A 14,854-nucleotide genomic window follows, 5' to 3' on the forward strand; every position below is an offset into this window, starting at 1 on the left:
CGCCCAGCCGCGCACACCCGGTGCCGGGTGCGGAACCGGATCCGCCTCTCACCGGCCCGTACCAACTCGGAACCGGACCCGCCCCGCGCCTGAGACACGGGATCTCCCGGAGGGGCGCCCAGCCGCGCACACCCCGTGCCCGGTGCGGAACCCGTGCCGCCCCTCACGAAGGCCGTGCCCGCCCCGGCCCCTCGGTCGGAGAACGCCCCGGACACGCCGAGGGGCGCGGGGAGCCGCATGTCGTATGCAGCCCGTGCCCGCGCCCCGGTCGTCCGTGCTACGCGGACACCTCGGACCGGTCCCCGCCCCACAGCGTGTGGAACGAGCCGTCCCGGTCCACCCGCCGGTACGTGTGCGCGCCGAAGAAGTCCCGCTGCCCCTGCGTCAGCGCCGCCGGCAGCCGCGGGGCCCGCAGCGCGTCGTAGTACGCCAGCGCCGCGGCGAAGCCGGGCGTCGGCACGCCCTGCCGGGTCGCGGCGATCAGCACCTCGCGCCAGTCGTCCTGCGCGTCGGCGATCTCCCGCGCGAACGTCTCGTCGGACAGCAGGCTGGGCAGCCCGGCCCGGGCGTCGTACGCGGCGCGGATGCGGTCCAGGAAGGCCGCACGGATGATGCAGCCGCCGCGCCAGATCGCGGAGACCGCACCGAGGTCGATGTCCCAGCCGTACTCCTCGCTGCCGGCCGCGATCTCGTGGAAGCCCTGCGTGTACGACACGATCTTGGACGCGTACAGCGCCTGCTCCACCCGGTCGGCGAAGGCCGCCGCCTCCGCCTCGCCCAGCGGCGACGCCTGCGGCCCGGCCAGCCCCCGGGAGGCCTCCCGCAGGGCCGCGTGGCCCGACAGGGAGCGGGCGAAGACCGCCTCGGCGATGCCGGACACCGGAACCCCCAGGTCCAGCGCGATCTGCACCGTCCAGCGGCCGGTGCCCTTCTGCTCGGCCTGGTCCACCACCACGTCCACGAACGGCTTGCCGGTGGCCTCGTCCACATGGGACAGCACCTCGGCGGTGATCTCGATCAGGTACGAGTCCAGCCGGCCGGTGTTCCAGGTGCGGAAGATGTCCGCGATCTGCGCGGGCGTGTACCCGGCGACATCCCGCAGCAGCTGGTACGCCTCGCCGATCAGCTGCATGTCGGCGTACTCGATGCCGTTGTGCACCATCTTCACGAAGTGACCGGCGCCGTCCGGGCCGACGTGCGTGACGCACGGGGCGCCGTCCGCGGCCTTCGCGGAGATCTTCTCCAGCATCGGGCCCAGCGAGTCGTACGACTCCTTCGGACCGCCCGGCATGATGCTCGGCCCGTGCAGCGCGCCCTCCTCGCCGCCGGAGACGCCCATGCCGACGAAGTGGATGCCCTGCTCGCGCAGCGCCTTCTCCCGGCGCCGGGTGTCCGCGAAGTGCGCGTTGCCACCGTCGATGATCATGTCACCGGGCTCCAGCAGCGGGGCGAACTCCTCGATCACCGCGTCCGTCGGCTGACCGGCCTTGACCATGATGACCAGACGGCGCGGCCGCTCCAGGGCGGCCACGAACTCCTCGGCGGTCTCGGCCGCGACGAAGTCGCCCTCGTGCCCGAACTCCTCCACCAGCGCCTTCGTCCGCGACGCCGTACGGTTGTGCACGGCGACCGTGTAGCCGTTGCGCGCGAAGTTCCGGGCGAGATTGCGGCCCATGACCGCGAGGCCCGTGACACCGATCTGCGCTGAAGTGCTCATACCGCCTGCTCCCTGGTTGCCTCGTGTACTACGGCTCCGTCAGTACGGGTCCTCGCCCATCCTGACGTGCCGCTTCGGCGAGCGCACATCCGACCCGCCACGCATGTGTACGCGGCGGGGCGGCCTTTCGCCTCAGCCACCGGCCCGCCGGCTCAAGGAGGGGCCGTTCTTGGCCATTTGGACCGGACGGGAGGCCGATTTACCGTCTTGTCATGGCCTGTTCGCGGCGCTTACTTTTGCCGCTCCTGACGCATGCCGAGGGGATTTCGGACATGGCCGTACGCGGCCGGCACCGCCGGTACCAGCCGAACAGGATCAACCGCGCCTCACTCACCGTCACGGCCGGCGGTGCCGGCCTGGCGCTCCCGCTGGTCGCCGCCGGCACCGCGGACGCCGCCGACGCGGCCACCTGGAACAAGGTCGCAGCCTGCGAGTCCAGCGGAAACTGGAGCATCAACACCGGCAACGGCTACTTCGGCGGGCTGCAGTTCACGCAGTCCACCTGGGAGGCCTATGGCGGCGCCCGGTACGCGCCGCGCGCCGACCAGGCCACCCGGGCCGAGCAGATCGCCGTCGCCGAGAAGGTCCTGGACGGGCAGGGGCCCGGCGCCTGGCCGGTGTGCTCGGTACGGGCCGGGCTCACCCGGGGCGGAGCCGCCCCCGACGTGCACACCGAGAACACCTCCGCACGCCACGCGAAATCCGGCTCCGCGAAGTCCGGCTCCGCCCGCTCCGGCTCCGGCTCCGTCAAGGACGTACAGCCGCAGATCACCCCGCAGTCCCGGGCCGGCCGGGCCGAGATGTACACCGTGGTGCACGGCGACACCCTCTCCGGCATCGCCGGCGACCACCACGTGCCGGGCGGCTGGCACGCGCTGTACGCGGGCAACCGCACCACCATCGGTGCCAATCCCGACCTGATCATGCCGGGGCAGCGGCTCAGCCTGAACGGCACCCCCACCCGCCCCGCGCCTCCCAAGTCCCCGAAGAAGAAGACGCCTTCGGAGCACCCCACCAGGCACCGCACCACGCCCCCGGCCCGGCACGCCCTCGTCGCCCCGGTGACCGCGTCCGTCGGCACCGGCTACCACGTGGCGGGCTCCCACTGGTCGAAGGGCTACCACACCGGCGTCGACTTCCTGGTGCCCACCGGCACCTCCGTGAAGGCGGCGGCGGCCGGGCGGGTCGTGGCCGCGGGCTGGGGCGGCTCGTACGGCTACCAGGTGGTGCTCCGGCACGCCGACGGCCGCTACACCCAGTACGCCCACCTGTCGGCCATCTCCGTGCGGACCGGCCAGAGCGTCACCGCCGGCCAGCGCATCGGCCGCTCCGGCGCCACCGGGAACGTCACGGGCCCGCATCTGCACTTCGAGGTGCGGACGGGGCCGGGATTCGGCTCGGACATCGACCCGCTGGCCTACCTGAGGGCCGGCGGCGTCAGGATCTGACGCGGCTGCGCTGCCGGTCCAGGACCGGCAGCGGCACGGGAACGCTCCGGTGCGGTGCGGGGTACGAGGCGGGCAGCACGCCGTCGGCCGGTGGTCCGCCACCGTCGGCGTCCGGGCCGTTCCCGGCCGGGCCCGGCAGCAGCGGCCCGCGCGGCGCCGGTCCGTCCGGCCCGGCGCCGGTCTCGGCGGGTCCGGCCGGGCCCGCTCCGGTGCCCGTGGTCCCGCGCTGCCGCGGCACGCCCGGACGGGTCTGCGCAGTGGCCGCAGAAGGGACGGGCGGCGAAGCAACGGCCGGTGACCCCCCGGCGGTGGCCGCCGCGCGCTCCATCCGCTCCGTCGTCAGCATGATCAGGCCGCCCGCCGCCACCACCGCGCAGCCCAGGGCGAGCACGGTGCCCGTGGTGTCGTAGCGGAACGTCTCGCCGAACATCAGGATGCCCACCGCGGCCGCCAGCACCGGATTGACCACCGTCAGGGTGGCCAGCGGGGCGGCGAGGCCGCCGCCCCGGTAGGCGGCCTGGGACAGCAGGACGCCGGCCATGGTGAACAGGCCGATGACCGTGAGCGAGGACAGGCCGCCCAGGCCGATGCCGTGGGTCCAGTCGACGGCCACGGTCTTGGTGAACACCGACGACATGCCGAAGGCGGTGCCGGAGGCGGTGGCGAGCAGCACGCTGCGCACCGCGGGATGCCGGTGCGCGGCCAGGCCCGCGCACAGCAGCGCCACCACCGCCCCGCCGGTGACCAGCGCGACCACCAGCCGCTGGGCCGGGGCGAGGGAGTGCGCGGCGGAGGAGCCGACCAGGGACAGCAGGCCGGCGAGGCCCGCCGTGGTCATGAGGGCGCCGCGCCAGGCGGCGGCGCCGGCCCGGCGGCCGACGCACAGTGCCGCCAGGGGCAGCGCGAAGACGATGGTCAGCGCGCCGAGCGGCTGGACCAGACTGAGCGGCCCGCAGGCCAGCGCCACCACGTGCAGCACGCCGCCGAGACCGTTGAGCCCCAGCGCGCCCCACCAGCCGGGCCGGCGCAGCGGGAGGTACCCGCGGCCGGGGGAGGCCACCGCGACCTGCTCCTGCACGATCGCTCCGCCCGCGTAGGCGAGGGCGGAGACGACCGAGAGGAGCACGGACAACGCCAGGGCACTCATCCGTGTCTCCTCTGCGTGCCCTGGGCGTGCTCGCTGCGGCGCGGCGTGCGGTCGGCTTCCATGGCCCACACTCTGCCCGCCCGCGCGCCGTACGTCGTCGTACCTGAGCACCCAATGCGTCCTACTGCCGATGGAGTACACCGGTCGGTTGATCATCCCCTGGTCGGGTGGCGCAGGGTGCACACCCGCCCGCTCGCCCCGGCGGCACGCCTGGTACTAGTGCCTGTCGTGGACCTCGACCCCGATCTCACCGCGCTGCGCCCGCTCGGCGGCTTCTTCGTCCTGCGCACGCTGCCGGGTACGGCCGGCGCCGGGCCGTGGCGGCTGCCGACCCTCGCGGACGGCTACGCCGGCGGCACATCGGACCCCCGGCGCAACCCCGTGGCCGTGCGGGTCGCCACCGTCGCCGACCGCCTGCGGACCGCCGAGCCGCGCGTCGCCGCCTCCCTCGCCCATCAGGGCCTGGCCGCCCGGCTGTGGTCGGCGGCGCTCGGCTGCGCCGTCCTGTACGGCCGGGTGCCCGACCTGGATCCGCGCCTGCTGCGCTGGGACGCCCGCGCCACCGCCCCCGACGACCTGTGGCTCACCGAGCCGCGCGCGCTGCCCGGGGACGCGGCCACGCTCGCCGCGACCGTGCTGCACGGCCATCTGGAGCCCCTGACGGCGACCTTGCGGGCCCGTTACGGCGTCGCGTCCGGCCTGCTGTGGGGCAACGCGGGGTCCGCGCTCGCCGCGACCGCCCGGGAACTGAGCCGCTGGGCCCGCGCCCACGGCCGTACCGACGTGGCGGCCCGCACCCGCGCGCTCACCGGCGAACTCTTCGCCCACCCCCTGCTGGACGCCACCGGCATCCGCGACGGCACGGTCTTCCGGCGCCGCAGCTGCTGCCTGTACTACCGGGTCCCCGGCGGCGGGCTCTGCGGCGACTGCTGCCTCGCCCGGCCGCCGCGCTCCTCCCCGCGCTCTTCCGCGGGCGGCGCATCTGGGTGACCATGAGGGGGACGTGCCGCCGAGACCAGGGGGTTGCCGGGTGCGTGTGGGACTGCTGACCCGGGAGTACCCCCCGGATGTGTACGGTGGCGCCGGTGTCCATGTGGAGTTCCTCGCCCGCGAGTTGGCCGCCCTGGTGGACCTGGAGGTGCACTGCTGGGGCGAGGGGCGCGGGGTCGGTGTCGTACGCCATCGCCCCTGGTCCGCCCTCGACGGCTCCAACGACGCGCTGCGCACGTTCTCCGTGGACCTCGCCATGGCCGCCGGCCTCGAAGGCCGCGAACTCGTCCACTCCCACACCTGGTACGCCAATCTCGCCGGGCACGTCGCCAAGCTGCTGTACGGCATCCCCCATGTGGTCACCGCCCACTCGCTGGAGCCGCTGCGCCCCTGGAAGGCCGAGCAACTCGGCGGCGGGTACGCGCTGTCGGGCTGGGCCGAGCGCACCGCGATCGAGGCCGCCGACGCCGTGATCGCCGTCTCGGGTGCCATGCGGGAGGACGTCCTCGCCTGTTATCCGGCGCTGGACCCGGCCCGGGTCCACGTCGTGCACAACGGCATCGACACCCGGCTGTACCGCCCCGACCACGACACCGACGCGCTCACCCGGCACGGCATCGACCCCGCCCGCCCGTACGTCCTGTTCGTCGGCCGGATCACCCGGCAGAAGGGCGTGCCCCATCTGCTGCGCGCCGTACGGGACATCGACCCCGGCGCCCAGGTGGTGCTGTGCGCGGGCGCGCCCGACACCCCGGAGATCGAGCGGGAGTTCCGGGAGCTGTTCGAGGAACTGCGCCGGGTGCGAGCGGGCGTGTTCTGGATCCCGCAGATGCTGCCGCGCGTGGAGGTGGTCCAACTCCTGACGCACGCCGCGGTGTTCGCCTGTCCCTCGGTGTACGAGCCGCTCGGCATCGTCAACCTGGAGGCGATGGCCTGCGGCATCCCGGTCGTCGCGTCCCGGGTCGGCGGCATCCCCGAGGTCGTGGCGGACGGCCGCAGCGGTCTCCTGGTCGAGGTCGACGACGGCTTCGAGGCCGGGCTCGCCCGGGCGCTGGACACCGTCCTCGGCGACCCGGACGCGGCCCGGCGGATGGGGCAGGCCGGACGGGAGCGCGCGGTGCGGGAGTTCGGCTGGGACGCGGTGGCCCGCCGCACGGCGGGGCTGTACGAGGAGATCCTCAAGCAGGCTTAGTCCGGTCTGCTCGGGGCAGCCATGGTTTCAACCACGGTGAGGGGAGCGGCCATGCGTCGTGGAGGGCCTTCCGTACTAGGAATCGTGCTGGCGGGCGGCGAGGGCAAGCGCCTGATGCCGCTGACCGCGGACCGCGCCAAGCCGGCCGTCACCTTCGGCGGCACCTACCGGCTCGTCGACTTCGTCCTGTCCAACCTCGTCAACGCCGACGTGCTGCGCATCTGTGTGCTCACCCAGTACAAGTCGCACTCGCTGGACCGGCACATCACCACCACCTGGCGGATGTCCAACCTGCTCGGCAACTACGTGACCCCGGTTCCGGCCCAGCAGCGCCTCGGCCCGCGCTGGTACCTGGGCAGCGCCGACGCGATCCTGCAGTCGCTGAACCTCGTCCACGACGAACAGCCCGAGTACGTCGCCGTGTTCGGCGCCGACCACGTGTACCGCATGGACCCGCGGCAGATGCTCGCGCAGCACATCGAGGGCGGCGCGGGCGTGACGGTGGCCGGCATCCGGGTGCCGCGGGCGGAGTCCTCCTCCTTCGGGGTGATCACACCGGGCGCGGACGGCCGTGGTGTCGAGCGCTTCCTGGAGAAGCCGGCGGACCCCCCGGGGCTCCCGGACGACCCGGAGACCGTCTTCGCCTCGATGGGCAACTACATCTTCACCACCAAGGCCCTGATCGAGGCGTTGCAGCGGGACGCCGAGGACAGCCAGTCGGTGCACGACATGGGCGGCTCGATCCTGCCCCAGCTCACCGCGCGCGGCGAGGCGCAGCTGTACGACTTCAGTGACAACCACGTGCCCGGCGAGACCAGCCGTGACCAGGGCTACTGGCGGGACGTGGGCACCCTGGACGCCTACTACGAGGCGCACATGGACCTGATCGCCGAGCGCCCCGCGTTCAACCTCTACAACCGTCAGTGGCCTGTCTACACGCACTCCTACCAGCTGTCCCCGGCCCGGTTCAACGCGGGCGGCATCGCGAGCGAGTCCATCATCAGCGCGGGCTGCCTGATCCGCGGTCAGGTCACCCGGTCCGTGCTGTCACCGGGCGTACGGGTCGACCCGGGCGCGGTCGTGCAGGGCTCGGTGCTGCACGACAACGTGCACATCGGCCGGGGAGCGGTCGTGCGCGGTGCCGTGCTGGACAAGAACGTCGAGGTGCCGCCCGGCGCGACGATCGGCGTCAACCCGGAGCGCGACGCCGAGCTGTACACCGTCTCCAAGGGCGGCGTCATCGCACTGGGCAAGGGGCAGCGGGTGCCGTAGCGGGCGTTGGGGCCGACGCCGTGCCCGCTGCCTTCGCAGGGAGAAACACGAGCGCGCCTTCGCCGCCATCGAGCAGGACCCGCGCAACGAGGTTCTGGTCCTCGCCGAGCACGGCACCGGCACGGTGGTGGGCTGCCTGCAGGCGACGTACGCCCCGGGCTCGGCAGGGGCGGTGCCGAGCGGGCGCTGATCGAGGCGGTGCGGATCCGGGCGGGCGGCGGGCGCGGCCGGATCCTGATGGGGCACGCGATGACCGGAGCACGGGCACGCGGGTGCTCGCTCGTCCAGCTCACCAGCAACAAGAACCGCGAGGACGCCCACCGCTTCTCCACCGGGCTGGGGTTCGCCGCCGGCCACGAGGGCTTCAGGCCGGCCCTCTGACCGCCCATCAGCTCTCGGCTCTCTGCGCGCCCGCGCGACGCGTTCCATGGAAATATCCATGAATGCCCGGGTTTTCGGCCTCCGCCGTCCAGGATGCAGGCAACGATGTCCAATCAGCGGAGGTCATCCGACATGAGAGGGACCCGGCGCACGCGGCTGTGCCTGGCCGGGGTGATGGCAGCGTCCGCGCTGATCGCCACCCCCGCCGCACGGGCCGCCGAGCGGACCGACGGCCACCTCACCGACCTGGTCAACCCGTTCATCGGGACCCAGAACGAGGGCAACACCTTCCCCGGCGCGGCCGTGCCCTTCGGCATGGTGCAACTCTCCCCGGACACCGGGCACAACACCGGCTACGACTACGCGCAGAACCGTATCCGCGGCTTCTCCCTGGTCCACCTCTCGGGCGTGGGCTGCCGGATCGGCGGGGACCTGCCCGTGCTGCCCACCACCGGCGACGTCACACAGACGGACTACGCCCGGTACGCGGCGGCCTTCTCGCACGACGACGAGCAGGCGAGCCCCGGCTACTACCGGGTCGGCCTCGCCTCCGGTATCCGCGCCGAACTGACCGCCACCGCCCGCACCGGCGTACAGCGCTACACCTTCCCGGCCACCGACAAGGCCAACGTCCTGCTGAACGCCGCCCAGTCGCTGCACAAGCCGGTGAGCAGTTCCGTGCAGATCCTGGACGACCGCACCGTGCGCACCGAGATCACCGGCCACGGCTTCTGCCGGGACAGCGGCCCCTACACGGTGTACACGATCACCCGCTTCAGCCGGCCCTTCACCGCCTACGGCGCCTGGGACGGCGGGACCGTCACGCCGGGCGCCCGGAGCGGGGCCGGCGGCGCCTACGTCCGCTTCGACACCACCAAGGACCGCACGGTCGAGGCGACCACCGCCCTGTCGTACGTCGACTCGCGCGGCGCCGCCGGCAACCTGCGCGCCGAGGGCGGCCGGTCCTTCGACGCCGTACGGCACCGGGCCCGGGAGGAGTGGGAGGCCCGGCTCTCCGCCGTCCGGGTGAGGGGCGGCACGCCCGCGCTGCGCCGCACCTTCTACTCCTCGCTGTACCGGTCGTACCTCGCGCCCAACACCGGCAGCGACGCCGACGGCCGCTACTTCGGCTGGGACCGCCGTACCCACCGCGCCCAGGGCTTCACGTACTACCAGAACTGGTCGCTGTGGGACACCTACCGCACCCAGGCCCAGCTGCTCGCCCTGCTCGCCCCGCGCGAGGCCCGGGACATGGCCAGGTCGGTGGTGGCGATCGACGAGGACGGCGGGTGGCTGCCCAAGTGGGGGTACGGCCCGGTCGAGACGAACGTCATGAGCGGCGACCCGGTCACCCCGTTCCTGACCACCGCCTACCGGATGGGGCTGCTCAAGGGCTTCGAGGAGCGGGCCTACCGCGCGCTGAAGAAGAACGCCGACGGGGTGCCGCCCGCCGAGTACCCGGGCATCGGCCGGGAGGCCAACGCCGAGTACATCGCGAACGGTTTCGCGCCCTACATCAAGGACCGCCCGCTGGCCAAGATGGGCGACTCCGACTACCACCACGGCGCCTCCGTCACCCTGGAGTACGCGCTCGCCGACGCGATGCTCGCCCAGATGGCCCGCGGCCTCGGGCACGCGGACGACGCGGCCCGCTACGCCGCCCGCTCGCGCAACTACCGGAACGTCTTCGACCCCGCCACCGGCTTCTTCCGCGCCCGCGACGCCGCCGGCGCCTTCACCGGCTCGCCCGACCCGGCCCGCGGCACCGGCTTCCACGAGGGCACGGCCTGGCAGTACCAGTGGCTGGTGCCCCAGGACGTCCCGGGCATGGTCGGCCTGATCGGCGGCACGAGCGCGGCCAACGTCCGCCTGGACACCTTCTTCGCCTACGACCGGCTGCTCGCCGACCCGGAGCGCACCGCCCGCGAGGTGTGGGTGCACGGCGACCCGTACGCGTACTACAACGCCGCCGTGTACAACCCGATGAACGAGCCGGACCTCGTCGCGCCCTACACGTACCTGTCCACCGGCCAGCCCTGGAAGACCACCGACGTGGTGCACGCGGCGCTGACCCTGTTCACCGACAGCCCCACCGGCATGACCGGCAACGACGACCTCGGCACCATGTCCGCCTGGAACGTCCTGTCGTCCATCGGGCTCTTCCCGGTCCAGCCCGGCTACGACACCTGGGGCCTGACCACCCCGGTCTTCGAGCGCGTCGACCTGGCCCTGGACCGCCGCTACTGGCCCGGCGGCCGGCTGACGGTGACCGCGCCCGGCACCTCGGCCGCCGACCGCTATGTCCAGGCCGTGCACACGGACGGGACACCGCACGGACGGACCTACCTGACCACCGGTGCGCTGCGCTCCCTGCGCTCGCTGGCGTTCACGGTCGGCCCGCGCCCGTCGGAGTGGGGTACGTCACCCGAAGCGGCGCCGCCCGTTCTGAGGTGACCTCAGGTGTCTCCTGAGTCCCGCCGCCCTCACCGGGGGCGGGACTTAACCTGACGTTAACTGAGCGTAGCGTGATCGTACTTGACCGTAATCGACCAGCCGGGATTGACTGCTGATCCGCCCGTCGCCGCACGCGTGAGGCAAGCCCTTGACTTCCGACCTGCTCGCTCCACTCGACCTGGCCTTCTGGAACATGGAGTCCGACCGGCACCCGATGCACCTCGGGGCGCTCGGTGTCTTCGCGGCGCACTCGCCCACCGCCGGCGCCCACGCCGCCGACCTGCTCGCCGCCCGCGCCGCCGCCGTACCCGGCCTGCGGATGCGTATCCGCGACACCTGGCAGCCGCTCGCCTTCGGCGGCGCGACCCGCGAGAGCGACCCGGACTTCGACCCGCTGAACCACGTACGGCTGCACGCTCCGACCGGCGACTTCCAGGCGGCCGCCGGCCGGCTGATGGAGCGCCCGCTGGAACGCGGCAGGCCGCCGTGGGAGGCGCATGTGCTGCCCGGCGAGGACGGGGTGTCCTTCGCCGTGCTGTTCAAGTTCCACCACGCCCTCGCCGACGGGCTGCGCGCGCTGAAGCTCGCCGCCGGCGTGCTGGACCCCGTCGACCTGCCCGAGCGTGCGCCCCGCGCCATCGAACCGCCGCACGGCCTGCTGTCCGACGTGCGGCGGCTGCCCGCGCGGGTGCCCGGGCTGATCAGGGGCGCGCTGTCCGACGTCGGCCAGGTCCTGGACATCGGCGCCTCGCTCGCCCTGTCCACGCTCGGCATGCGCCCGACCGCCGCGCTGGCCTCCGCGTCGAGCGGCACCCGCCGCACCGCCGGGGTCGTCCTCGACATCGACGACGTGCACCGGGTGCGCAAGAGCGCCGGCGGCACCGTCAACGACGTCCTCATCGCCGTCGTCGCCGGGGCGCTGCGGCGCTGGCTGGACGAGCGCGGCGACGGCAGCAAGGGCGTGGCGCCCCGCGCGCTGATCCCCGTCTCCCGGCGCCGCCCGCACGCCGCCCAGCGGCAGGGCAACCGGCTCTCCGGGTACCTGATGCGGCTTCCGGTGCACGAGCCCGACCCGCTCGGCCGGCTGGAGACCGTGCGGACGGCGATGGTGCGCAACAAGGACGCGGGCCCCAACCGGGGCGCCGGCGCGGTGGCGCTGCTCGCCGACCATGTGCCGGCGCTCGGCCACCGGCTCGGCGGGCCGCTGGTCGGGCAGGCGGCCCGGCTGTGGTTCGACATCCTGGTCACCAGCGTGCCGCTGCCCGGTCTGGGGCTCCGGCTCGGCGGGCACGAGCTGACCGAGGTGTATCCGCTGGCTCCGCTGGCGCCCGGGCAGGCACTGGCGGTGGCGATCTCGACGTATCGCGGGCGCGTGCACTACGGGCTGGTCGCCGATGCGCGGGCGGTGCCGGACCTGGACCGGTTCGCTCACGCGGTGTCGGCGGAGGTCGAGACACTGCTGGCGGTGTGCGACCGCTGACACCGGCTTCCGTCCGGACGCGGCTTCCCGCCCGCACCACGCGGACAACACCGTCGCCGGGGGCTCGCGACCCCCGTCGCGCGGACACGCCGCCGAGGGCTTCGGGTGCGGTGCCTGGTGGTGGGGGGCCGGAGTGCGGGTGGGCCGTCGTCGGGTGAGGGTGGTGCGGCCCGGGGTGGGTGTGCGCTGTCGTCGGGTGCTGTGGGACGGCCCGGGGTGGGGGGTGCGCCGTCCCACCCGGGCCCGGTGACGGCGCACGCCGGCCTACCTGCACCTTTCACCCGCACCCGCACCGGCACCCGATGTGCGGCACGGCCCGTCGGTGGGGGACGGGTGTGTGGTGGAGCGTCGGCGGGCCTCGGTGGGCGCCCGGAGGGATGGCCCCGGGCGGCGTGTGGGCGAGGCTCGGCGGATCCGGGGCGCCGGGTTCGGGGAGCGGAGCGGTTTGGTTCCGGGGGCGGGGCTCCGTAAAATCCGCTGTTCGAAAGCGGGCGCGAGTCGGAGCGCTGCGCGGGTGATCAGGGAAGCGGCAGCGCGATGACGGTGACAGAGGACGGCTCGGCGTCCATGGACATGCCCACGGAGGCCTCCGTGGACGAGCTGGTCCACGGGCCCGGTATCGACCCCGAGCGGCTGGCCGTCTGCCTGAGCGTGCTGCAGGAGCTGGACCGGCTCGACGTCGACCACCCCGACGCGATCGCGGTCCGCCGGGCCACCTCGCACATCTACCGGACGGTGAAGCAGCGCCGCCGCCAGGAGCGCCGGGCCGCGAAGACCGCGCACGACCGCGCCGTGACGGAGGCCACCGCCACCGGCTCCGCCGAGCGCATCGACGACGAGACCGAGGGCATCCTGCCCTCCTCCAAGGTCGAGGCCGGCAAGATCGCGGGGATACTCCAGCGCCCGCGCTCCTGCTACACCTGCAAGGCGCGATACGTGGAAGTCGACTACTTCTACCACCAGCTCTGTCCGGACTGCGCCCGCGTCAACCGCGCCAAGCGGGACGCCCGCGCCGACCTCACCGGCAAGCGCGCCCTGCTCACCGGCGGACGGGCCAAGATCGGCATGTACATCGCGCTGCGCCTGCTGCGCGACGGCGCGCACACGACGATCACCACCCGGTTCCCGAAGGACGCCATCCGCCGTTTCAAGGCGATGGAGGACTCGGCGGACTGGATGCACCGCCTGGAGGTCGTCGGCATCGACCTGCGCGACCCGGCCCAGGCCGTCGCCCTGGCCGATCAGGTCGCCGAGGCGGGCCCGCTGGACATCCTGATCAACAACGCCACGCAGACCGTACGCCGCCTGCCCTCCGCCTACGCCGCCCTGGTCGAGGGCGAGAGCGCCCCGCTGCCCGCCGGGGAGCTGCCCGCCCACCACGTGATCGGCGCCTTCAACTCCGGCGCGGTCGACGGCCTGGCAGCGCTGCCCCTGGGCACCAGCGGCCTGGACGCCCAGAAGGTCGCCGACCTCGCGCTGGTCGCCGGCAACGCCAGCGTCGCCCGGCACCTCGACGGCACAGCCATCGACGCGGGCGGCCTGCTCCCCGACGTCGTCGACAGCAACACCTGGGTGCAGACGATCGACCAGATCTCCCCCGTGGAGCTGCTGGAGACCCAGCTGTGCAACTACACGGCGCCGTTCATCCTGATCAGCAAGCTCCGCCCGGCCATGGCCGATGCCGCGAAGAAGGCGGCGAGCGGACGGGCGTACATCGTGAACGTCTCGGCCATGGAAGGCGTCTTCAGCCGTGGCTACAAGGGCGCGGGCCACCCCAACACCAACGCCGCCAAGGCCGCGATGAACATGGTGACGCGGACGAGTGCCCAGGAGATGTTCGAGACCCACGCCATCCTCATGACCTCGGTCGACACCGGCTGGATCACCGACGAGCGCCCCCACTACGACAAGCTGCGCCTCGCCGAGGCAGGCTTCCACGCACCGCTCGACCTGGTCGACGGCGCCGCCCGCGTCTACGACCCGGTGGTGCGCGGCGAGGCGGGCGAGGACCTGTACGGCGTCTTCATGAAGGACTACGCGCCCGGCAAGTGGTGAGCCGCCGCGCGGGTGGCGGGGTACGGCGGCCGGCCGGGCGTCAGTCGACCGCGTCGAGCCGCGCATGACGGCTCGCCACCAGCTCCAGCACCGTGCGCCAGTCCTCGGGCACGCCCGCGTCGAAGCCGGCCGTACGGCTCTCCTCGGCGGCCTGGCGCAGCCGCAGCGCATCGTCGTCGGCGGCGTCCGCGTCCGCGCCCACCAGCCGGAACACCCGTTCCCCGAGCAGGGAGCGCACCGCCTCGGCCGCGGTCCGCGCCGCTGTCGCCGCGTCGCCCGGGCAGAGCACCTGCCCGATGCCGTGCACCAGCCCCGCCACCTGGAGTTCCTTGTCGGCGGGACGGCTTCGGCGCAGCAGCGCCGCGGTCCGCAGCGCGTGCCGGCACCGGCCGGCGTACAGCAGATCCATCAGCTCCTCGACGCTGCGCAGCTCCATGCGTCAGTCCTTCCGCGAGACAGCCGTTGCCGCGCCAGCAGACCATGGCGAGCTTGCCACTCGGCCAACAGCGCTTGAAGAGGTGTTCGCCCCTGTAGGCCACATGGGTGATTCGCGGGTCGTACGAGTGAGCGTCTTGTTTCAAAAAGCCCCATATTAGGGGGTATTGAGCGGCTGGTGGAAGCGTATCGGTTACCGCTTGTTTGCATTCCCTATCGAGCGGATGCCCGCTCATCTGGTTAACCTGGAGGGGACGGACAGCGACAAGGGGTCCCACCCACA

At 73.3% G+C, this 14,854-nt stretch carries 11 protein-coding genes; 8 read left to right on the forward strand and 3 right to left on the reverse strand.

Annotation, left to right across the window (positions count from 1 at the left end; all coding sequences use genetic code 11):
* Window positions 1–277: 277 nt before the first annotated feature.
* Window positions 278–1,717 (reverse strand): NADP-dependent phosphogluconate dehydrogenase, encoded by a 1,440-nt coding sequence (gene gndA / locus S1361_RS34595; protein WP_208035774.1) that lies wholly within the window; start codon window positions 1,715–1,717, stop codon window positions 278–280.
* Between the two features lie 272 nt (window positions 1,718–1,989).
* Between gndA and S1361_RS34600 the strand changes: the two genes are divergently transcribed.
* On the forward strand, window positions 1,990–3,165 hold the full coding sequence (locus S1361_RS34600; protein ID WP_208035775.1) for a transglycosylase family protein: 1,176 nt from the start codon (window positions 1,990–1,992) through the stop codon (window positions 3,163–3,165).
* Here the strand turns inward: S1361_RS34600 and S1361_RS34605 are convergent.
* A complete protein-coding gene (locus S1361_RS34605) occupies window positions 3,155–4,312 on the reverse strand; it encodes a DMT family transporter (protein WP_208035776.1) in 1,158 nt (385 codons plus the stop codon). The genes S1361_RS34600 and S1361_RS34605 overlap by 11 nt on opposite strands.
* A gap of 228 nt (window positions 4,313–4,540) precedes the next feature.
* Between S1361_RS34605 and S1361_RS34610 the strand changes: the two genes are divergently transcribed.
* The 7 genes from S1361_RS34610 (at window position 4,541) to S1361_RS34640 (ending at window position 14,136) form a co-directional block, all read left to right on the forward strand.
* Entirely contained in the window at window positions 4,541–5,302 is a 762-nt protein-coding gene (locus S1361_RS34610) for a (2Fe-2S)-binding protein (RefSeq protein ID WP_208035777.1), read from the forward strand.
* A 40-nt stretch (window positions 5,303–5,342) separates the two neighbouring features.
* Window positions 5,343–6,494, forward strand: coding sequence for a glycogen synthase (glgA, locus tag S1361_RS34615; protein ID WP_208035778.1), 1,152 nt, complete (start codon window positions 5,343–5,345; stop codon window positions 6,492–6,494).
* A 51-nt stretch (window positions 6,495–6,545) separates the two neighbouring features.
* Window positions 6,546–7,766 (forward strand): glucose-1-phosphate adenylyltransferase, encoded by a 1,221-nt coding sequence (gene glgC / locus S1361_RS34620; RefSeq protein WP_208035779.1) that lies wholly within the window; start codon window positions 6,546–6,548, stop codon window positions 7,764–7,766.
* Window positions 7,767–8,015: 249 nt separating this feature from the next.
* The gene (locus tag S1361_RS39965) at window positions 8,016–8,147 is read left to right on the forward strand and encodes a GNAT family protein (RefSeq protein ID WP_279577641.1); all 132 of its coding nucleotides are present in this window, start codon (window positions 8,016–8,018) and stop codon (window positions 8,145–8,147) included.
* A 132-nt stretch (window positions 8,148–8,279) separates the two neighbouring features.
* Window positions 8,280–10,601, forward strand: coding sequence for a GH92 family glycosyl hydrolase (locus S1361_RS34630; RefSeq protein WP_208035780.1), 2,322 nt, complete (start codon window positions 8,280–8,282; stop codon window positions 10,599–10,601).
* A gap of 148 nt (window positions 10,602–10,749) precedes the next feature.
* The gene (locus S1361_RS34635) at window positions 10,750–12,081 is read left to right on the forward strand and encodes a wax ester/triacylglycerol synthase family O-acyltransferase (RefSeq protein ID WP_208035781.1); all 1,332 of its coding nucleotides are present in this window, start codon (window positions 10,750–10,752) and stop codon (window positions 12,079–12,081) included.
* Between the two features lie 537 nt (window positions 12,082–12,618).
* Entirely contained in the window at window positions 12,619–14,136 is a 1,518-nt protein-coding gene (locus S1361_RS34640; RefSeq protein ID WP_208035782.1) for an SDR family NAD(P)-dependent oxidoreductase, read from the forward strand.
* Window positions 14,137–14,176: 40 nt separating this feature from the next.
* Here S1361_RS34640 and S1361_RS34645 read toward each other — a convergent pair whose 3' ends face one another.
* Window positions 14,177–14,572 carry a hypothetical protein gene (locus S1361_RS34645; RefSeq protein WP_208035783.1) on the reverse strand — a complete coding sequence of 132 codons (396 nt, stop codon included), beginning with the start codon at window positions 14,570–14,572 and terminating at the stop codon, window positions 14,177–14,179.
* Window positions 14,573–14,854: the final 282 nt, after the last annotated feature.

The organism is Streptomyces cyanogenus, from assembly GCF_017526105.1.
Lineage (GTDB): Bacteria > Actinomycetota > Actinomycetes > Streptomycetales > Streptomycetaceae > Streptomyces > Streptomyces cyanogenus.

What these genes read in the sequence shown, in the direction of transcription:
- gndA (WP_208035774.1), bottom strand. Translation starts at nt 1,717, where the DNA reads ATGAGCACTTCAGCGCAGATCGGTGTCACGGGCCTCGCGGTCATGGGC.
- S1361_RS34600 (WP_208035775.1), top strand. Translation starts at nt 1,990, where the DNA reads ATGGCCGTACGCGGCCGGCACCGCCGGTACCAGCCGAACAGGATCAAC.
- S1361_RS34605 (WP_208035776.1), bottom strand. Translation starts at nt 4,312, where the DNA reads ATGAGTGCCCTGGCGTTGTCCGTGCTCCTCTCGGTCGTCTCCGCCCTC.
- glgC (WP_208035779.1), top strand. Translation starts at nt 6,546, where the DNA reads ATGCGTCGTGGAGGGCCTTCCGTACTAGGAATCGTGCTGGCGGGCGGC.
- S1361_RS39965 (WP_279577641.1), top strand. Translation starts at nt 8,016, where the DNA reads ATGACCGGAGCACGGGCACGCGGGTGCTCGCTCGTCCAGCTCACCAGC.
- S1361_RS34630 (WP_208035780.1), top strand. Translation starts at nt 8,280, where the DNA reads ATGAGAGGGACCCGGCGCACGCGGCTGTGCCTGGCCGGGGTGATGGCA.
- S1361_RS34640 (WP_208035782.1), top strand. Translation starts at nt 12,619, where the DNA reads ATGACGGTGACAGAGGACGGCTCGGCGTCCATGGACATGCCCACGGAG.
- S1361_RS34645 (WP_208035783.1), bottom strand. Translation starts at nt 14,572, where the DNA reads ATGGAGCTGCGCAGCGTCGAGGAGCTGATGGATCTGCTGTACGCCGGC.